At 57.7% G+C, this 18,603-nt stretch carries 17 protein-coding genes; 12 read left to right on the top strand and 5 right to left on the bottom strand.

Annotated elements, in window-relative coordinates:
- Positions 1-239 precede the first annotated feature (239 nt).
- Together purN and purM are read right to left on the bottom strand one after the other, a co-directional pair.
- Entirely contained in the window at positions 240-875 is a 636-nt protein-coding gene (purN, locus tag B3041_RS05160) for a phosphoribosylglycinamide formyltransferase (RefSeq protein WP_065648705.1), read from the bottom strand.
- Positions 872-1,912 (bottom strand): phosphoribosylformylglycinamidine cyclo-ligase, encoded by a 1,041-nt coding sequence (gene purM / locus B3041_RS05155; RefSeq protein ID WP_065648706.1) that lies wholly within the window; start codon positions 1,910-1,912, stop codon positions 872-874. Before purM ends, purN begins: the two co-directional genes overlap by 4 nt.
- Positions 1,913-2,151: 239 nt before the next feature.
- Here purM and upp point away from each other — a divergent pair, with 239 nt between their 5' ends.
- From upp to hda, 3 genes are all read left to right on the top strand, one after another.
- Positions 2,152-2,778, top strand: coding sequence for a uracil phosphoribosyltransferase (gene upp / locus B3041_RS05150; protein WP_039379551.1), 627 nt, complete (start codon positions 2,152-2,154; stop codon positions 2,776-2,778).
- Between the two features lie 258 nt (positions 2,779-3,036).
- A complete protein-coding gene (gene uraA / locus B3041_RS05145; protein ID WP_292969891.1) occupies positions 3,037-4,320 on the top strand; it encodes a uracil permease in 1,284 nt (427 codons plus the stop codon).
- Between the two features lie 93 nt (positions 4,321-4,413).
- Positions 4,414-5,115: a DnaA inactivator Hda gene (gene hda / locus B3041_RS05140; RefSeq protein WP_240484896.1), complete on the top strand. Its 702-nt coding sequence runs from the start codon at positions 4,414-4,416 to the stop codon at positions 5,113-5,115.
- Positions 5,116-5,117: 2 nt separating this feature from the next.
- Here hda and B3041_RS05135 read toward each other — a convergent pair whose 3' ends face one another.
- Positions 5,118-6,581, bottom strand: a complete 1,464-nt coding sequence (locus B3041_RS05135; protein ID WP_065648710.1) for a tetratricopeptide repeat protein — start codon at positions 6,579-6,581, stop codon at positions 5,118-5,120.
- A 642-nt stretch (positions 6,582-7,223) separates the two neighbouring features.
- Between B3041_RS05135 and B3041_RS05130 the strand changes: the two genes are divergently transcribed.
- The 4 genes from B3041_RS05130 (at position 7,224) to B3041_RS05115 (ending at position 11,410) form a co-directional block, all read left to right on the top strand.
- Positions 7,224-7,829 carry a DsrE family protein gene (locus tag B3041_RS05130; RefSeq protein ID WP_292969888.1) on the top strand — a complete coding sequence of 202 codons (606 nt, stop codon included), beginning with the start codon at positions 7,224-7,226 and terminating at the stop codon, positions 7,827-7,829.
- A 24-nt stretch (positions 7,830-7,853) separates the two neighbouring features.
- Complete coding sequence (locus B3041_RS05125; protein ID WP_065648712.1) at positions 7,854-8,462, top strand: DsrE family protein; 609 nt, start codon at positions 7,854-7,856, stop codon at positions 8,460-8,462.
- 222 nt (positions 8,463-8,684) lie between these two features.
- On the top strand, positions 8,685-10,277 hold the full coding sequence (locus B3041_RS05120) for a sensor domain-containing diguanylate cyclase (protein ID WP_065648713.1): 1,593 nt from the start codon (positions 8,685-8,687) through the stop codon (positions 10,275-10,277).
- Positions 10,278-10,339: 62 nt separating this feature from the next.
- Positions 10,340-11,410: an AI-2E family transporter gene (locus tag B3041_RS05115; RefSeq protein ID WP_292969884.1), complete on the top strand. Its 1,071-nt coding sequence runs from the start codon at positions 10,340-10,342 to the stop codon at positions 11,408-11,410.
- Positions 11,411-11,454: 44 nt separating this feature from the next.
- Here the strand turns inward: B3041_RS05115 and bcp are convergent, their stop codons facing one another.
- Entirely contained in the window at positions 11,455-11,922 is a 468-nt protein-coding gene (bcp, locus tag B3041_RS05110; protein WP_065648715.1) for a thioredoxin-dependent thiol peroxidase, read from the bottom strand.
- Positions 11,923-12,063: 141 nt separating this feature from the next.
- On the bottom strand, positions 12,064-12,630 hold the full coding sequence (locus B3041_RS05105) for a glycine cleavage system transcriptional repressor (RefSeq protein WP_065648716.1): 567 nt from the start codon (positions 12,628-12,630) through the stop codon (positions 12,064-12,066).
- A 143-nt stretch (positions 12,631-12,773) separates the two neighbouring features.
- On the opposite strand from B3041_RS05105, the gene dapA reads away from it, so the two are divergent.
- The 5 genes from dapA (at position 12,774) to B3041_RS05080 (ending at position 18,532) form a co-directional block, all read left to right on the top strand.
- Complete coding sequence (gene dapA / locus B3041_RS05100) at positions 12,774-13,652, top strand: 4-hydroxy-tetrahydrodipicolinate synthase (protein ID WP_065648717.1); 879 nt, start codon at positions 12,774-12,776, stop codon at positions 13,650-13,652.
- Positions 13,653-13,666: 14 nt separating this feature from the next.
- On the top strand, positions 13,667-14,698 hold the full coding sequence (gene bamC / locus B3041_RS05095) for an outer membrane protein assembly factor BamC (protein ID WP_065648718.1): 1,032 nt from the start codon (positions 13,667-13,669) through the stop codon (positions 14,696-14,698).
- Positions 14,699-14,841: 143 nt separating this feature from the next.
- Positions 14,842-15,555 carry a phosphoribosylaminoimidazolesuccinocarboxamide synthase gene (gene purC / locus B3041_RS05090; protein WP_065648719.1) on the top strand — a complete coding sequence of 238 codons (714 nt, stop codon included), beginning with the start codon at positions 14,842-14,844 and terminating at the stop codon, positions 15,553-15,555.
- A gap of 146 nt (positions 15,556-15,701) precedes the next feature.
- On the top strand, positions 15,702-16,562 hold the full coding sequence (ypfJ, locus tag B3041_RS05085; protein WP_292969879.1) for a KPN_02809 family neutral zinc metallopeptidase: 861 nt from the start codon (positions 15,702-15,704) through the stop codon (positions 16,560-16,562).
- Entirely contained in the window at positions 16,562-18,532 is a 1,971-nt protein-coding gene (locus B3041_RS05080; RefSeq protein ID WP_292969877.1) for a tRNA(Met) cytidine acetyltransferase TmcA, read from the top strand. Before ypfJ ends, B3041_RS05080 begins: the two co-directional genes overlap by 1 nt.
- Positions 18,533-18,603: the final 71 nt, after the last annotated feature.

Raw genomic sequence — 18,603 nt, 5'->3', positions numbered from 1 at the left:
GCGGGGTATCGAACGGGCGTCATCGCGTTCCGCACGCGAATTAACCCAGGGGCGCATGAATGGCGTCATTAGGTTCCGCACGCGAATTAACCCAGGGGCGCATGAATGCGCCCCCTACGGGGGGGATAAATGTAGGGGGCGCATTCATGCGCCCCGGGTTGCGGGATATCAAATGGACGCATTCATGCACCCCGGGTCGCGGGATATCGAATGGGCGCATTAATGCGCCCCGGGCATCCCTAGGGTGCATACCCCTGTGCGGGCAGCGGCTGACCATCCAGCCAGGCCCTGCCGTCGCGCATCACCAGCCGGCCATCCATAAACCAGCCGATCGCCAGCGGGTAGATAGCATGCTCCTGATGCTGCACGCGCGCCGTTATCTCAGCTTCATCATCGCCGGCAAAAATCGGTACCCGCGCCTGCAGGACCACCGGACCACCATCCAGCTCATCGGTGACAAAATGCACCGACGTGCCGTGCTCCTTATCGCCGTTCTCCAGCGCCTGACGATGGGTATGCAGGCCAGGATATTTTGGCAGCAGAGAAGGGTGGATGTTCAGCAGGCGATCGTGGTAGTGCGCAACAAAGGCGCTGCTGAGAATGCGCATATACCCTGCCAGCACCACCAGATCGGGCTCGCAGGCGTCTATCTCCTGCATCAGCTGGCGATCAAAGGCTTCGCGATCGGGGAAGTCGCCGGGCGACAGCGCCAGGCCCGGCACGCTCGCCTGCTGCGCGCGCGTCAGGCCGTAAGCGTGCTCTTTATTACTGAAAACGGCAGCAACGCTGCCGTTGATCCGCCCGCTGGCGCAGGCGTCAAGGATGGACTGAAGATTGCTGCCGTTGCCGGAGATCAGTACAACCAGTTTTTTCATGAATGGATAACCACACGCTCTGCGGAATCAGACGCCTTAATAACGCCGATTTTCCACGCCTGCTCGCCGGCATCCTGCATCAGCTGGACCGCTTTGTCGGCTTCATCCGGGCTAAGGGCAATCACCATGCCGACGCCGCAGTTAAAGGTGCGATACATCTCATGACGGCTGACGTTCCCGGCCTGCTGCAGCCAGCTGAACACCGCCGGCCACTGCCAGCTCTGCTCGTCCAGTACCGCCTGCGTATTATCAGGCAGCACGCGCGGAATGTTTTCCCAGAAGCCGCCGCCGGTAAGGTGGGCAATGGCGTGAACATCCACCTGCTCAATCAGGCTCAGGATATTTTTTACATAGATGCGGGTCGGGGCCAGCAGGTGATCGGCCAGCGACTTACCTTCCAGCTGCTCGCGTTCCGGGTCGGTGGCGCTGACTTCCAGAATTTTGCGTACCAGCGAATAGCCGTTGGAGTGCGGGCCGCTTGCTCCCAGGGCAATCAGCACGTCACCATCCTGGACTTTACTGCCGTCGATGATCTCTGATTTCTCGACCACGCCGACGCAGAAGCCGGCAACATCATAATCTTCGCCGTGATACATGCCCGGCATTTCCGCTGTCTCTCCGCCAACCAGCGCACAGCCTGACTGCAGGCAGCCTTCGGCAATACCGGTAATCACCGCAGAGGCGGTGTCAACGTCCAGCTTGCCGGTTGCATAGTAGTCGAGGAAGAACAGCGGCTCAGCGCCCTGTACCACCAGATCGTTCACACACATTGCGACCAGATCGATACCGATGCTGTCGTGACGCTTGAGATCCATCGCCAGGCGCAGCTTGGTGCCGACGCCATCCGTTCCCGAAACCAGCACCGGCTCGCGATATTTCTGCGGCAGCGCACACAGCGCGCCAAAGCCGCCCAGCCCACCCATCACTTCCGGGCGGCGGGTTTTCTTTACTACGCCTTTAATACGGTCAACCAGATCGTTACCAGCATCAATATCAACACCGGCGTCTTTGTAGCTGAGAGAGGTTTTGTCGGTCACTGCGGAATCCCCACGCGATTGCGATTGGTGGCAAAAATTAAGCGCGGCAATTCTAACAGCGCAGGCAAACGTTTGCGAGTCTGATCTCGCGCCGGATATTCGTTGTGTCAGATTTTCGCAATTCCGCTATTCTCAGGACAGGCAGCCACCCCCCTGCGCAATCCGCTGTGGCGCAAAAGCAAAAAGGCGGTATAATCCGGCGATTTTTTTTAGCTCAACTCAATTCCGGGAGAACAATCATGAAAATCGTGGAAGTCAGACACCCGCTGGTTAAACACAAACTCGGCCTGATGCGTGAGCATGATATCAGCACCAAACGCTTTCGCGAGCTGGCCTCGGAAGTAGGCAGCCTGCTGACCTATGAAGCCACCGCCGATCTCGAAACCGAACGCGTGACGATTGAAGGCTGGAACGGCCCGGTTGATGTTGATCAAATCAAAGGTAAAAAAATTACCGTGGTCCCTATTCTGCGCGCCGGTCTCGGCATGATGGAAGGGGTGCTGGAGCACGTACCAAGCGCGCGTATCAGCGTGGTGGGCGTCTACCGCGATGAAGAGACGCTGGAGCCGGTGCCCTATTTCCAGAAGCTGGTCTCTAACATCGAAGAACGCATGGCGCTGGTCGTCGATCCGATGCTGGCGACCGGTGGCTCCATGATTGCAACCATCGACCTGCTGAAAAAAGCGGGCTGCAGCAGCATCAAGGTGCTGGTACTGGTGGCGGCGCCGGAAGGCATTGCGGCGCTGGAGAAAGCGCATCCGGACGTTGAGCTCTATACCGCGTCAGTCGATCAGGGGCTGAATGAGAAAGGCTATATCATTCCGGGTCTCGGCGATGCCGGTGATAAGATCTTCGGAACGAAATAATGTTTACTCCGGGGTATGTTGCTGGTCACTCTGCCTCCGGGCAGTGCCCGAAACCGTTGCCTGCGCCGGTACGCTCCGGCTGCTGCGCGCTGGCCGTGAACCCATTGCCGCCAGCAACACCCGGCCTGCGCCTGCAGGCAGAATATGCATTAGCATTTTTTAAAGAACAGTATTTGAGCAGCCGACCAGAGAGTCGGTTTTTTTTTAACAAAAAAACAGTAATTAACCGCCTGTAATACAGGAAGGGAAGGGGATACGATGACGAGACGTGCCATTGGGGTGAGCGAACGCCCGCCGCTGCTGCAAACCATTCCACTCAGCCTGCAGCATCTGTTTGCGATGTTTGGCGCCACGGTGCTGGTGCCGATACTGTTTCATATTAACCCGGCGACCGTGCTGCTGTTTAATGGCGTCGGCACGTTACTCTATCTGTTTATCTGCAAAGGTAAAATTCCCGCTTATCTCGGCTCCAGCTTTGCTTTTATTTCACCGGTACTGCTGCTGCTGCCGCTGGGTTACGAAGTGGCGCTGGGCGGCTTTATTCTGTGCGGTCTGCTGTTCTGTATTGTGGCGCTGATTGTGAAAAAAGCGGGCACCGGCTGGCTGGATGTGATGTTTCCACCCGCTGCGATGGGCGCTATCGTGGCCGTTATCGGCCTGGAACTGGCAGGCGTGGCGGCGAACATGGCGGGCCTGCTGCCGGCAGAAGGTACGGCACCGGACAGCACCACCGTGCTGATCTCCATGGTTACGCTGGCGGTCACGGTGTTTGGCTCCGTGCTGTTTCGCGGTTTTCTTGCCATCATCCCAATCCTGATTGGTGTGCTGGTGGGCTACGCACTCTCATCAATGCTGGGGATTGTTGACTGGCGCAGCGTGGAAAACGCCCCCTGGTTTGCGCTGCCGACCTTTTACACGCCGCGCTTTGAGTGGGCAGCCATGCTGACCATTCTGCCTGCCGCGCTGGTGGTGATTGCCGAGCACGTCGGGCACCTGGTGGTGACTGCAAATATTGTGAAGAAAGATCTGATCCGCGATCCGGGGCTGCACCGCTCCATGTTCGCCAACGGCCTCTCCACCATGTTCTCCGGCTTTTTTGGGTCAACGCCCAATACGACCTATGGCGAAAACATCGGTGTGATGGCGATCACCCGCGTTTACAGCACCTGGGTTATTGGCGGAGCAGCCATTTTTGCCATTCTGCTCTCCTGCGTGGGCAAGCTGGCGGCGGCGATTCAGGCGATCCCGGTGCCGGTAATGGGCGGCGTATCGCTGCTGCTGTATGGCGTGATCGGCGCCTCCGGTATTCGCGTGCTGATTGAATCGAAAGTGGACTACAACAAAGCGCAGAACCTGATCCTGACCTCAGTGATCCTGATCATCGGCGTGAGCGGTGCCAAAGTCCATATCGGCGCGGCAGAGCTGAAAGGCATGGCACTGGCTACGCTGGTGGGCGTTGCGCTGGCATTGATTTTCCGGGTTATCAATATCTTACGCCCGGAAGAGGTGGTGCTGGACGCGCAGGAACATCAGGATCGCTAAGCGCGTCCGCCGGGCAGGGACGCCCGGTTCATCTCTGCAGAGGATCGTGATAAACTTGCGCGGTTTTCTGCCCGCTCACTTGCTGAGGTACTTCTGAACACGCCGGCACAGCTCTCACTGCCACTCTACTTACCCGATGATGAAACCTTTGCCAGCTTCTGGCCAGGGGACAATCCGTCGCTGCTTGCCGCACTGCGCGGCGCACTGGCGCAGCAACACGGCAGCTATCTCTATTTCTGGTCACGCGAGGGCGGGGGGCGCAGTCACCTGCTGCACGCGGCGTGCGCTGAAATGTCCGCCCGCGATGAGGCGGTAGGCTATGTACCGCTGGATAAGCGTACCTGGTTTGTGCCGGAAGTACTGGAAGGCATGGAGAATCTGGCGCTGGTCTGCATCGATAACATTGAGTGTATTGCCGGAGAGGCGGAGTGGGAGATGGCGATATTTGACCTCTACAATCGCATTCTGGAAACCGGCAAAACCCGCCTGCTGATCACCGGCGATCGGCCGCCGCGTCAGCTCAATCTTGGCCTGCCGGATCTGGCATCCCGTCTCGACTGGGGGCAAATTTATCGTCTGCAGCCGCTCTCTGATGAGGACAAACTGCAGGCGCTGCAGCTGCGTGCCGGTCTGCGCGGTTTTGAGCTGCCGGAAGATGTCGGGCGCTTTCTGCTGAAGCGCCTCGATCGTGAAATGCGCACGCTGTTTGAAACGCTGGATCGTCTTGACCGCGCCTCTATCAGCGCCCAGCGCAAACTGACGATCCCGTTTGTTAAAGAGACGCTCGGGCTCTGACGTTATCCTTTCTGATACTGGCGGAAACGCCGCTGCAGCTCACGCAGCTGATCGATTCGGGCGTCATACCGTGCCTGCTTCAGACTGCCAAGCGGCACCTGTGCGCTGGCACTGCCCAGCGCGGTAATGGCCTGATCGAGCTGACCGCTGAGCGCCAGGCTCTCTGCCCGTGCCGACAGCTCTTCATCACGTAATCCCTGAGCCGCCGACGCCTGTGCCAGCAGATCCCAGGCGTTAAGGTCGTCCGGGTGGGCAAAGGTATAGCGGTTAAGAATGCGGCTGGCGCTGGCGGGCTGCTTCGCTTCCACATAAGCGTTAGCCAGGTTGAGCTGCAGCACCGGATCGCTGCCGCCGCCGCGGGCGCTGCTCAGCATGGCGATCGCCTGCTGCGGCTGGTTTAGCCCCAGATCGATATCGGTCATCAGATCAAGAAACCAGACGTTATCCGGCTGTTTCGCCAGCAGCGGCGCCAGCGTACGTCTGGCATTCGCAAAATCTTTGGCCTGCAGAAACTGCACCGCTTTGCCATACTGCGCCGCCTGCTGTTCACGCAGATTGCCTTTCGCATACTCATTCAGCAGATCGTCAGTGAGCTGATTGCGGCCGGTCGGATACATGCCCAGTACACGCACTTTCGCCATATAGAAATCCTGCGACGACTGGACCACCACCGGACGCATCTGGTTTGCGCGGTTGCGCGCGTCAGAGAGGCGGCTGTCAGGCAGCGGGTGCGTCAGCAGAATTTCCGGTGGCCGGGAAGAGAAGCGCGTCTGGTCGGCAAGCTTTTCCAGAAAGGCGGGCATCGCCTGCGGATCAAAACCGGCGCGCTGCAGCACCTGAATACCGATGCGATCCGCTTCCTGCTCATTACCCTGCGTAAAGCTGATGATGCCCTGCTGGGTGCCTGCCAGCGTACCGGTCAGAGCGGCCATTCCCGCCTGCGGATTTGCCATCGCCAGCAGAATAGAACCCAGCGCACCGACCCAGGTCAGCGGCGCACTGCGTTTCTGCTCCTCCATGGCGCGCGCCAGATGGCGCTGCGTCACGTGTGAAATCTCGTGCGCCATCACCGAGGCGAGCTGGCTTTCATTGTCGGTATAGCGAAACAGGGAGGCGTGCAGCACCACGTTACCGCCAAAAAAGGCAAAGGCGTTGAGTTCGTCGTTCTGGATCAGGAAAAAGTGAAACGGCGTGCGTACTGAACTGGCGTGCGCCACCAGACGCTGCCCCAGCGCATTAATGTACTGATTCAGCAGCGGATCCTGAATCAGCGGCGCACTGGCCCGCAGCTGGCGCACGTAAAAATCGCCCATCTGCAGTTCCTGATTAATGGATAGCGTGGAACCTGCCGTCGTGCCGATGTCGGGCAGGTTATCACTGAGATCGGCGCGTGCGCTGAAGGCTGGCGTCAGCAGCAGCGCAGGAATGAGGGTAGCCAGTACGGAGATACGCAGTCGGTTTAACATGCCTCGATCCTGATAATGCTCATCTGTCGCCGGACAGAAGAGAGGGTAAATGTTCGATGTGAATCGGATTTTCTGCTCTGCCGTTATCTTAACCGCAGGCCGCCGGGTTGCAAAGAGAGCGGCCACAGAAGCGCATAATGGAGCGTTTAGCAGTGTGAGTCGCTGTTTTGCCGCAAAAAACTGAACAGTAATGCAGCGACAGACGGGCGGATAAGTCACTATGAATTCAAAGTTACGTAAAGTTGCTCAAAAATATTGAATCTGGCATGGATTTTTCCAGGTATTCTCTGAAAAGCAGCGCGGCGCTGACCTCAACTATCACCCTGTTCCATCAGCTTTTTTTATCATCAGCGCCAGATAAAAACCGACCTTAACAGAAATTAATGGTCAGGATTAACCCGCTCGTCAACCCGCCTGGTAAGCATTGGTAAACCTGCTTTCCGGCCAGCCTATTCTGCAGCGCTGACGTCATGACCATCGAATTCCCTGTTTAATCAGCACAGCTAATTATGTTGCGCGCAACTAAAACGCGCTTATGCCGTGTGGGTCGGTCACGCCGTTCCGTATGCGCTGTGGTATAGATAAGGCACTTTTTTCCTTGTGGACTGTTAATACACGTGCCGTGTATGCCGGAGAGTTTGTATGCGTTCAGCAGTAAGCTATGCCCTGATTGCTGTTCTGGGAGGCGTGGTCGGAGCAGGAATAATCAAAGGAGACGACCTCTATCAGCGTGTGGCGAAACATTTTACCGCTGAGCCTGCCGATCCCGAGGGGTTCTGGAGCACGCCCGCCATTGAAGGCTATGGCAAGATTCACTACGAAGCAGATGCGGCCTTTAAGCCGGTGGCCGGCCTGAGCAATAAAGTCATTTTTCAGCTCACCAAAAATGAAGGCGATATCAAACGTCCTAACCTGGGCCTGGAACGGGTTGCGCGCGTGGTGAATCTCTATGTTGCCTCCGGGATCCCTGTCGATCAGCTGGCGTTTGTTGTCTCCATGACCGGCGATGCGACGCCTGCCACGCTGGACAACAGCCACTTCAGGCAATTTTATGGCGTTGATAACCCCAATCTGCCGCTGATCAATGCGCTGAATAAGCTGGGCGTAAAAGTCTCCGTATGCGATCAGTCTGTTGCCTTTCATCACTATCCCAACGCCTGGATCGATCGTTCAGTGATCCATGCGCTCTCCAGCCCGACTACGGTCTCCACGCTGGAAAATCAGGGCTATGCCCTTTTGCAGATGTAATCGTTTCGGTTAAGGAGAAACAGAATGCGTGTAGCGTCTTATATTGTTATCGCCGCGCTGGCAGGGTTTGTCGGCGGCAATGTGTTACAGCTTCCTGAGCTGGTGGATAAAGTCAGCGGTAAATTTGCCGATAAAAAAGCGGAGCCCGCTGACTTCTGGAGTACCCCGGCAATTGCCGGCTACGGCAAAATTCACTTTGTGAATACGCCGGACTACAACCCGGCAATGACGCCCGGGCTGAGCAACAAAATTGTGTTTCAGATCAACCGCAGCGAAGGTGATATTCATCAGCCTAATCTGGGTCTGGAGCGCGTGGCGCGCGTAACCAACCTCTATTACGCTGCGGGTGTGCCGCTTAATCAGCTGAACTTTGTGGTGTCCATTAACAGCGATGCGGTCCCGGCTGCACTGAATAATGAGCAGTTTCACAAGGCGTACGGTTTTGACAACCCGAACCTGAAACTGATTGATGAGCTGAAAAAAGCAGGCGTCAAAGTCACGATTTGCGATCAGTCCGTAGCATTTCACCAGCTGCAGCGTGACTGGATCGATACCCGCGTAACCCATACGCTCTCCAGCGGCACGACGGTCGCTACGCTGCAGAATGAAGGATACGCCTTTTTGATGCTGTGATTTCAGCCGACAGCGGCGCAGGCCGCTGTCACCTCTCTGCTTCAATCCGCAAACCGATCCAGCGTAAAAAAGAGTTCTGTTGCCAGTCCGGCGGGATGATCCGTGCTGAAACGACCTGAGCGGTGTACACTTGTGTGTCTCTCATAACAACAAGTGACCCCCTCAATCACCACAGCGTCAGGCACGTAAATCTATGAAGCAACCTATCCGCGCGGCGGCGTTATGCTGACGCGAATCCGGCCAAAAACTGACCTGCGGACGCTGATCGCGCTGCTGGCAATTATCAGTATTGTCATCACGCTGGCAAACACGCTCTATGCGACCTGGCGCGTGCAGCGCATGGTGCTGATTGAAACCACGCTGGAAGCCAACCGCGCCTACGCGACAAAGCTGGCAACCACCACAGAACTTTTCTTTCAGCAGGCGCAGTCGCAGCTGCACTTCAGCGCTAACCTGCTGGGCCAGGCGTTTGACGATGAGGCGCTCGCGCAGCAGGAAGTCAGCCGCCTGCGTGAGCAGACCAGCAGCTTCAATTCCGTCGCGGTGGTGGACAGTAACGGCATCGTGAAAGCGATCTCGCCGGAATCCCTGACGCTGAAGGGCATGCAGCTTACCAGCCAGGCGTCCCGGGAAGCGCTGACGCAGCGGCAGCCGCTGGTCAGCAGGGCGGTGATCTCAGCCGCGAACAATCTCATCGTGTTTGTTTCATGGCCTGTCTGGAATAGCGAAGGGCGTTATCTGGGTTACGTGGGCGGCACGCTCTATCTGAAGAAGAAAAGTATCCTGAATGCGCTGCTGGGCGAGCAATATTATCGCGACGGGACCCAGATTTTTGTCCTGGATCGTAACAATCAGGTGCTTTATCACCAGAACAGCCAGCTGGTGGGTAAAAGCGTGCCGGCTATTATCAGCGAACGCGAGCGGGAGGAGCGCAGCAGCGGCACCGCACAGATCACGGAGAACAACAGCAACAAGCTGATTGGCTACGCGGTGGTGCCGGGTACCGGCTGGATGGTTGTGGCGCTTAAGCCTGTGGCGGTTACGCTGGCTCCGCTTTCCGGCCTGCTGCTGAACGTGCTGAAGAATTCGGTGCCGTTTGCGCTGCTGACGCTGCTGGTGGCGATCGTGCTGGCCCGGCTGATTGCGCTGCCGCTCTGGCAGCTGTCGCGAAAAGCGAGCCAGATGGATACGCAGGGGGTGTCGGCAGAAATTGGCGGCATCCGCGCGTGGTATTTTGAGGCGGCGCAGGTGAAACGGGCACTGCTGACCGGTATCGGACTGGTACAGGATAAAATCGGGCGCCTTAAGTCAGAAGTGCAAAGCGATCCCCTGACACAGCTGCTCAACCGGCGCGGATTGCACGCCGTGCTCGACTATTTTGATGCGATGCAGCAGCCGTTTGCCGTGCTGGCGCTGGATATCGACCACTTTAAACGGGTCAATGATAATTTTGGCCACAGCGCGGGCGACGACGTGATTAAGCAGGTTGCGCAGACGTTGCGCAGCAACGCCCGTCAGACGGATGTGGTCTGCCGTAACGGTGGCGAAGAGTTTCTGATGCTGCTGCCGGCAACCACTATTGAAGAGGCGCGGGTTATTGCCGAGCGGGTACGCGTCAGCATTGCAGAGCGCTGGATTGATCCGCCCGGCCATATCACGCTCTCAGTGGGCATCGCCTGCTGGCAACCGCAGCAGGGCACGCAGGAGGAGAGTCTCAGGCAGGCGGATGCGGCGCTCTATCAGGCCAAGCACGCCGGACGAAACTGTGTGATGATTGCCGGCCATGACGCGCTGGTCAGCAGCATTATACGCTGATGCGTGCGGGTCGATAAGCGGACGGCTACGTGCCGTTCTGGTGCAGTAAAAGGATAAGGTTGATGTTGTCTTTGTTGTTTCAATGGTACAAGCGTCGCTTCAGCGATCCGCAGGCGATTGGCCTGCTGGTGATTCTGCTGGCGGCGTTCTGCATTCTGTTTTTCTTTAGCGGGTTGCTGGCCCCGCTGCTGATGGCGCTGGTGCTCGCTTATCTGCTTGAGTGGCCTGTGGTCCGGCTGCAGCGTATCGGCTGCAGCCGCAGCTGGGCAACCAGCATCGTGTTAATACTTTTCGCCGGCATTCTGCTGGTTATGGTACTGATAGTGGCGCCGGTTGCCTGGCAGCAGGGCATTAACCTGACGCGCGATCTGCCCAACATGCTTAACAAGCTCTATGTCTCTGCTGCTGCGCTGCCGCAGCGTTTTCCGGCGCTGGTGGATGCAGGCATTATCGATATTATCGTGGAAAATCTGCGCAGCCGCCTGACCGGCCTGGGCGAATCTCTGGTGCGCTATTCGCTGGCTTCGCTGGTTGGCCTGATGACGCTGATGATCTATCTGGTACTGGTGCCGCTGATGGTGTTTTTCCTGCTGAAAGATAAAGATCAGATGCTGAACGCAGTACGGCGCGTGCTGCCGCGTAATCGCGGGCTGGCAGGTACGGTATGGAAAGAGATGAATCAGCAAATCACCAACTATATTCGCGGCAAGGTGCTGGAGATGGTGGTGACCGGCGTCGTCAGCTGGATCGCCTTTCTGCTGCTGGGACTCAATTATGCGCTGCTGCTGGCGGTGCTGGTGGGCGTTTCGGTACTGATCCCTTACGTCGGTGCGCTGGCTGTCACGCTGCCGGTGATCGGCGTCGGACTGTTTCAGTGGGGGCTCAGCAGCGACTTCTGGACGCTGATGGTGGTGTATCTGGTGATTCAGGCACTGGATGGCAACGTACTGGTCCCGGTACTGTTTTCAGAGGCGGTGAACCTGCATCCGCTGGTGATTATTCTGTCAGTGGTTATTTTTGGCGGACTGTGGGGGTTCTGGGGCGTATTTTTTGCTATTCCGCTGGCCACGCTGGTGAAAGCGGTGGTGCGCGCCTGGCCGGAAACCATGCCGGAACGGCAGGTCACAGAGTAAGAGGTAACGGGAAGCGGTGCGCAGCAGAAGCGCACCGCTTGTGATCAGGCAGACTTAACGTAATCCAGCACGATATCGTGATGGTCTGAAGTTTTAAAGCTGTCGAACACCTTCTCCACTTTACCATCCTGACCAATCAGGAAGCTGATGCGGTGAATGCCATCGTAGCTTTTGCCCATAAAGGACTTTTCACCCCAGACGCCAAACTGCTCGCACACCTGGTGATCTTCATCAGAGAGCAGCGTGAAATTCAGCAGCTCTTTCTCAACAAAACGGGACAGTTTTTCCGGCTTGTCGGTGCTGATACCCAGTACCTCAACGCCCGCTTTTTTCAACTCATCCATGTTGTCGCGCAGGCCGCAGGCCTGAGTGGTACAGCCTGGCGTCATCGCTTTCGGGTAGAAATAGACCAGAACACGCTGTCCCTGGAAGTCGGCCAAATTTACTTGTTCGCCGTCCTGATCGGGCAAGCTAAATTTCGGTGCGGTATCACCGGCTTTCAGTGGATTCATCACAACTCTCCGTTTTTTGTTCATGCTGTGGGTATGACACCCGGCATCGCCTGCTGGCCTGCCGGACGTTTACCTCAGGGTTATTTCATAACACGTTATGTTGCCGCAACAGAGTGTGTGGCGAAATAACCCGGAGCCTGATTACAGGACACTGCTGCTGTCGTCGGTGACACTATAGAGGCGAATTGAGCCCTGTGCATGCAGTTCTTCACAGAGCTGATTAAACGCCTGCTCTATGGGCGCGCTGACCCGGTTAGCCGGGCTGTGTGCCGTCATCTGAATATAGAGTACCGGCTGTTCATTGTCCTGAGCCGGGTTGATACGCGATACCAGCTCAGCGATGTTCAGCTGGTGTTTATCAAACAGATCGGTAAAGCGCTCAATAATGCGTGGTGAATCCGGCACTTCTACCTGAACCCGGACCGTCACCGGCATCGGTGGCGTGGCGCGTGCATTCGTTCGCTTCATCACTATCAGCAGCTCCAGCTCAGCCCCTTTCATCGGCAGGGTGGATTCAATCAGCGTGATAGCGTTCCAGCTGCCGGAAAGCAGCATAATAAAGGTGAACTCATCGCCGAGCATGGCCAGACGGCTATCTTCAATATTACAGCCGCAACTGCTGACATGGCGGGTAATAGCGTTAACGATACCTGGACGATCAACGCCAAGGGCAGTGATGACCAGATGATGCGGCTGTGGCTGCGACAAAATGAGTTTTCCTGTACGTTCGCTAATAACTATAAGGTAAACATAAAAAAAACTGCTGACAAGCGCGGGAATGGGCTGGCTCGCTTGCTTTTCTTTCAAGGTAAAACGTAACATGAGGCACTTGTTTGTCGAGGGGATAGCCCATGTTCACCGGAAGTATTGTTGCACTCATTACGCCTATGAATGACCAGGGCCAGGTTTGCCGCCCGAGTCTGAAAAAACTGATTGATTATCATGTCGCCAGCGGAACCGCAGCGATCGTTTCTGTTGGCACCACCGGCGAATCTGCAACGCTCAGCCATGAAGAGCATGGTGATGTGGTTATGCAAACCCTGGAGCTGGCCGATGGCCGTATTCCGGTCATTGCCGGAACGGGCGCTAACGCCACTGCTGAAGGGATCTCTCTGACAAAACGCTTTACCGGCACCGGCGTAGTCGGCTGTCTGACCGTAACGCCTTACTACAATCGTCCGACTCAGGAAGGGCTTTATCAGCACTTCAAAGCGATTGCGGAAAGCACCGACCTGCCGCAGATGCTTTATAACGTCCCGTCACGTACCGGCTGCGACATGCTGCCGGAAACAGTGGCACGCCTGGCGGAAATCAAAAATATTATCGGTATTAAAGAGGCGACCGGGAACTTATCGCGCGTTTCACAGATCCAACAGCTGGTTGGTGACGAGTTCATTATTGTCAGTGGCGATGATGCCACCGCGCTGGATTCCATGCAGCTGGGCGGCAAAGGCGTTATTTCTGTCACCGCCAACATTGCGGCGCGTGAAATGGCTGAACTCTGCGCGCTGGCGCAGGAGGGCAAATTTGCCGACGCGCGCCGCCTGAATCAGCGTCTGATGCATCTGCACCAGACGCTTTTCTGTGAGCCCAATCCTATTCCGGTAAAATGGGCCGCGAAACAGCTGGGATTGATCGCGGATGACACGCTGCGCCTGCCAATGACGCCGCTGACCAGCGCGGGTCAGGAAAAAACAGCGCAGGCACTTATTAAAGCGGGTCTGCGTTAATTTAGGGAGAATCAATGAGTTTTTCAGTTAAGCGTTCGACGCTGGCAACAGTAGCGGGCCTGTCTACCCTGTTGCTGCTGACAGCCTGTTCCAGCGATCAGCGTTACAAGCGCCAGGTGAGCGGCGATGAGTCCTATCTTCAGACGCCTGAACTGCGTGATTTAAACGCGCCGGCAGGAGCAATACTGCCGATACAGAACGGCGACTATGAGGTTCCGCATCGCGTAGCCAATGGCGCACTGGGTAAAGCGCTTGATATTCGTCCGCCGGCGCAGCCGCTGGCGCTGATGAACGGTACCCGGGCGCAGTTCACCGGTAATACCGGCGTACTCGCGCTGGAAAGCAGCCGTGGCTCTATCTGGTCACAGGTGGTCAACGTGGTGCAATCCTATAAATTCCCGATTGCTCAGCGTAATGATGCCGGGCAGCAGCTCACTACCGACTGGGTGCAGTGGAACCGCGCAGATGAAGATAATCAGTATCGCGGGCGCTATCAGATCAGCGTCCAGAACCAGGGGTATCAGCAGGTTCTGACGGTGCGTCTGCTTGAGCTGCAGCAGCAGGGCCAGACGGTGACTTCACCGGCTCAGGTTCAGCGCTATACCGGCCAGATGCTTAACGATCTCAGCACCGGTCTGGATAAGATCGATACCGCCAGTCAGGATGCCGCCGCCGGGCGTGCAACCGGGCAGATCGATGTACAGAGTGGCGCGGATGACACCGGCCTGCCGCTGCTGATCCTGCGTTCGCCGTTTAACGTCACCTGGCAGCGACTGCCGGCGGCGCTGCAGCGTGCAGGCATGGAAGTCACAGATGACAACCGTTCGCAGGGCAGTCTGAAAGTGACCTACAAGCAACCGGGCAGCAGTGCATTTGACGCGATTGGCGCCAAAGATCCGGAGCTGCCGAACGGTGACTATAAGCTGCAGGTCGGCGACCTTGATAACCGCAGTAGTCTGCAGTTTATCGATCCCAAGGGTCACGTGCTGACCCAGGCGCAGAACGATGCGCTGGTCGCCGTCATGCAGGGCGCACTGAATAAATAATTGTGTAAAGGCCGGAGATTCTCCGGCCTTTTTGTTTTGATTTTGGCATAATGGCGCCCGGCGAGGTAAACGATTGCGTCACGCAGTCGTTGCGCGGTGGAACACCGCTGAACACGGGTTATTTCATGTCTGGAGTTAACAAGATGCAAAAGCGAGCTGAGTTGTATCGCGGTAAAGCGAAAACCGTATACAGTACCGACAATCCGGATTTGCTGGTACTTGAGTTCCGCAACGATACATCAGCAGGAGACGGAGCGCGAATCGAACAGTTTGATCGTAAAGGCATGGTAAACAACAAGTTTAACCACTTTATTATGACCAGGCTGCAGGAAGCGGGCATTCCTACTCAGATGGAAGCGCTGCTGTCTGATAACGAAGCGCTGGTGAAAAAGCTGGAGATGGTGCCGGTAGAGTGTGTGATCCGCAACCGCGCGGCCGGATCGCTGGTCAAACGCCTTGGTGTGGAAGAGGGCATGCTGCTCAGTCCGCCGCTGTTTGATCTCTTCCTGAAAGATGACGCCAAACATGATCCGATGGTCAACGAGTCGTACTGCGAAACCTTTGGCTGGGTCAGTAAAGCGAACCTGGCACGTATGCAGGAGCTGACGTATAAAGCCAACGAGGTACTGAGCAAACTGTTTGATGACGCCGGTCTGATTCTGGTGGATTTCAAGCTGGAGTTTGGTCTGTTCAACGGTGAAGTTACCTTGGGCGATGAGTTCTCACCCGACGGCGCGCGCCTGTGGGACAAAGAGACCATGGACAAAATGGATAAAGACCGTTTTCGTCAGAGCCTCGGCGGCGTCGTTGAAGCGTATGAAGCCGTAGCGCAGCGCCTCGGGGTAAAACTCGACTAAACCGCATCACGTGGCAGGTAATATCGGGCCGTCTCTGCAGACGGCCCTTTTTTATATCCGTCATCTGCCGGGCTGCAACGCTGGTGATTATGCCTGGCCCCATCTAAAATCATGCCTATCTGAAGAAAAATAAACAGGAGCAGGCCATGCGCTGGCAAGGGCGTCGTGAAAGCGACAATGTGGAAGATCGTCGCGGCGAATCATCAGGTTTTGGCGGAGGCGGGCGACAGATCCGGCTGCCGCGTGGCAAAGGCGGCATTATCCTGCTGGTGGTGGTAGCGATCGCCGGGTATTACGGTTATGACCTTACCGGACTGCTGGGCGGCGGGGGCGGCGCACCGGTGCAGCAGCGCCAGGTGGACTCCGCGCAGGATAACGAGGCGGCGAAATTTACCTCGGTGATCCTTGCGACCACAGAAGATACCTGGGACAAGCTGTTTAAGCAGATGAACAAACAGTATGTGCCACCAAAGCTAGTGATGTATCGCGGCGTGACGCGCACCCACTGCGGAACCGGCCAGGCGGCGATGGGCCCGTTTTACTGTCCGGCTGACCAGAGTGTCTATATTGATCTTTCGTTCTACGATGAGATGAAAACCAAACTTGGCGCAGGCGGCGACTTTGCGCAGGGCTACGTGATTGCGCATGAAGTAGGGCATCACGTGCAGAAACTGCTGGGTATCGAGCCGAAAGTACGTGAGATGCAGCAGGGCGCCAGCGAGAAACAGGTGAATCAGCTGTCAGTGAAAATGGAGCTGCAGGCCGACTGTTTTGCCGGCGTCTGGGGCCACTATATGCAGCAGCAGAACATTCTGGAAACAGGCGATCTGCAGGAAGCGCTTAACGCGGCAGAAGCGATTGGTGACGACCGCCTGCAGCAGCAGAGCCAGGGGCGCGTGGTGCCGGACAGCTTCACGCACGGCACATCTGAACAGCGTTACACCTGGTTCAAACGCGGTTATGACGGCGGCGATCCGGGCCAGTGTAACACCTTCGCCACAAACTGATGTCCTGTGCAGTGATCACGGCGGCGATGCAGCAGGCAGGCATTCGTCGCTTAGCGGTGATTGCGGGCGATGCACACTGGGTGCGCGAGCAGGCCGGTCTATGGCAGCAGGCGCTGCCGGGTGACTGGATCACGCTGAGCAGCGCCCGCGACCTGACGCCGCACGTTGCCCCGGCCGCGCTGCGTACGCTGCTGGGACGTGAGTTTACGCATGCGCTGTTCGACGCGCGATACGGCTTTCACGCTGAGGCATTTGCCGCGCTGGCGGGCACGCTGCGCGCCGGCAGCTGGCTGCTGCTGCTGACGCCGCCGTGGGAGAGCTGGGCGACAACTGCCGATGCAGACAGCCTGCGCTGGGCCGATGTTGCAGAGCCGATTGTCACGCCCCGCTTTATACATCGCCTGCAGCAGCTGATGCTGGCAGATGATCAGGTGCTGCTGCAGCGTCAGCATCAGCCGGTGCGTCAGCCCGCTGCAGGCGTCTGGCCGCAGTGGCAGTGTCGTGCGCCACAGCAGCAGGCGACTATTCTTGCTCAGCTGCAGGCGCTCACCTCCGGTGTGGCGGTGGTCACGGCCCCGCGCGGGCGCGGTAAGTCGGCGCTGGCCGGCATGCTGGCGCGTACTGTGTCACGCGTGCTGGTCACGGCTCCGGCAAAGGTGTCAACAGACGTGCTGGCGCAGTTTGCCGGCGAGCAGTTTTCCTTTATGGCTCCTGATGCGATCCTGCAGCAGCCGGCTGATCCGCTGCCTGGCTGGCTGATCGTTGATGAGGCTGCCGCGATCCCGGCGCCGCTGCTGCAGCAACTGGTCGCGCGTTTTCCGCGCGTGCTGCTGACCACAACGGTGCAGGGGTATGAGGGCACCGGACGCGGCTTCCTGCTGCGCTTCTGCGCCACCCTGCCTGACGTTCACGCTTTTACGCTGGATGAACCCCTGCGCTGGAGCGCTCAGGATCCGCTGGAGCAGTGGCTTAATCGCGCGCTGCTGTTCGAAGAAGCGGATCAGACTGAACCGGCATCAGAACCAATGCTCTGTAAAGTAACACCGGATGCGCATCCCGCTGCGCTGGAAGCGGGTTATCGTCTGCTGGCGAGTGCGCACTATCGTACCTCGCCGCTCGACCTGCGACGCCTGCTGGACGCGCCGGGGATGCAACTCTGGCTGGCCGGTACGCCGGAGAGCGTGGCCGGTGCGCTGTGGCTGGTTGAAGAGGGCGGGCTGGATACCGCGCTGGCGCAGGCGGTCTGGGCGGGTACGCGTCGCCCGCGCGGTAATCTGGTGGCGCAGTCCCTGGCGGCCCACGCGGGTTTCTGTACGGCGGCCACGCTGCGCTCCCTGCGCATCAGTCGTATTGCGGTCACCGCAGCCTGCCGTCAGCAGGGAGTGGGCCGTGCGCTGGTCGCACAGGCGCGTCAGCAGGCCGACGGCTGCGATTTCCTGTCAGTGAGCTTTGGTTACACGGCGACGCTATGGCGTTTCTGGCACGCCTGCGGCTTCACGCTGGTGCGGGTCGGATCGCAGCGTGAAGCGAGCAGCGGCTGCTATGCCGCGATGGCTATCTGCGCGCTGACGCCGGCCGGAAAATTATTGCAGATGCAGGCGGCACAGCGGCTGGCACGCGACGCCGTCTGGCTGCGCGACCTTATCGATTTACCGCTGCAGGGCGCGACAGCATTGCAGCAGGATCTTAATGAAGAGGATGTGGCATTGCTGGCCGGTTTTGCCTGGGCGCAGCGCCCGTTCGAAGCGAGCTATGCGGTGCTGCAGCGGCTGGTACGCGTACAGCCAAAGCCGTTAACGCAGGCCATACTGCTTCAGCAACAGACGCTGAGTGAGGCGGGCAGCAGCGCCGGTCTCAGCGGCCGCAAAGCGGTGATACAGCGGCTGCGTCAGGAGACGGCCGAGGCGCTTGAACGGCTCGATCCGCAGGCAGCGCAAGCCTGGCAGCAGCAGCTGACGTTGTTGCAATAAATCAGGGTTCTTATTCAAATTTTCCCGGTATCACTCTGCTGGCTGCGGCGTATAGTGATTACAGGAGGTCA

Origin of the sequence: Pantoea sp. UBA4549 (genome assembly GCF_002387285.1) — a bacterium.
GTDB classification, from domain to species: Bacteria; Pseudomonadota; Gammaproteobacteria; order Enterobacterales; family Enterobacteriaceae; genus Pantoea; species Pantoea borealis.
This window is presented reverse-complemented; position numbering and strand designations above follow the sequence as displayed.

Bases quoted from the DNA above. Each gene is read 5' to 3' on its own strand.
- purN (WP_065648705.1), bottom strand. From the start codon at position 875: ATGAAAAAACTGGTTGTACTGATCTCCGGCAACGGCAGCAATCTTCAG.
- upp (WP_039379551.1), top strand. From the start codon at position 2,152: ATGAAAATCGTGGAAGTCAGACACCCGCTGGTTAAACACAAACTCGGC.
- uraA (WP_292969891.1), top strand. From the start codon at position 3,037: ATGACGAGACGTGCCATTGGGGTGAGCGAACGCCCGCCGCTGCTGCAA.
- B3041_RS05135 (WP_065648710.1), bottom strand. From the start codon at position 6,581: ATGTTAAACCGACTGCGTATCTCCGTACTGGCTACCCTCATTCCTGCG.
- B3041_RS05130 (WP_292969888.1), top strand. From the start codon at position 7,224: ATGCGTTCAGCAGTAAGCTATGCCCTGATTGCTGTTCTGGGAGGCGTG.
- B3041_RS05125 (WP_065648712.1), top strand. From the start codon at position 7,854: ATGCGTGTAGCGTCTTATATTGTTATCGCCGCGCTGGCAGGGTTTGTC.
- B3041_RS05120 (WP_065648713.1), top strand. From the start codon at position 8,685: ATGCTGACGCGAATCCGGCCAAAAACTGACCTGCGGACGCTGATCGCG.
- B3041_RS05115 (WP_292969884.1), top strand. From the start codon at position 10,340: ATGTTGTCTTTGTTGTTTCAATGGTACAAGCGTCGCTTCAGCGATCCG.
- bcp (WP_065648715.1), bottom strand. From the start codon at position 11,922: ATGAATCCACTGAAAGCCGGTGATACCGCACCGAAATTTAGCTTGCCC.
- dapA (WP_065648717.1), top strand. From the start codon at position 12,774: ATGTTCACCGGAAGTATTGTTGCACTCATTACGCCTATGAATGACCAG.
- bamC (WP_065648718.1), top strand. From the start codon at position 13,667: ATGAGTTTTTCAGTTAAGCGTTCGACGCTGGCAACAGTAGCGGGCCTG.
- purC (WP_065648719.1), top strand. From the start codon at position 14,842: ATGCAAAAGCGAGCTGAGTTGTATCGCGGTAAAGCGAAAACCGTATAC.
- ypfJ (WP_292969879.1), top strand. From the start codon at position 15,702: ATGCGCTGGCAAGGGCGTCGTGAAAGCGACAATGTGGAAGATCGTCGC.
- B3041_RS05080 (WP_292969877.1), top strand. From the start codon at position 16,562: ATGTCCTGTGCAGTGATCACGGCGGCGATGCAGCAGGCAGGCATTCGT.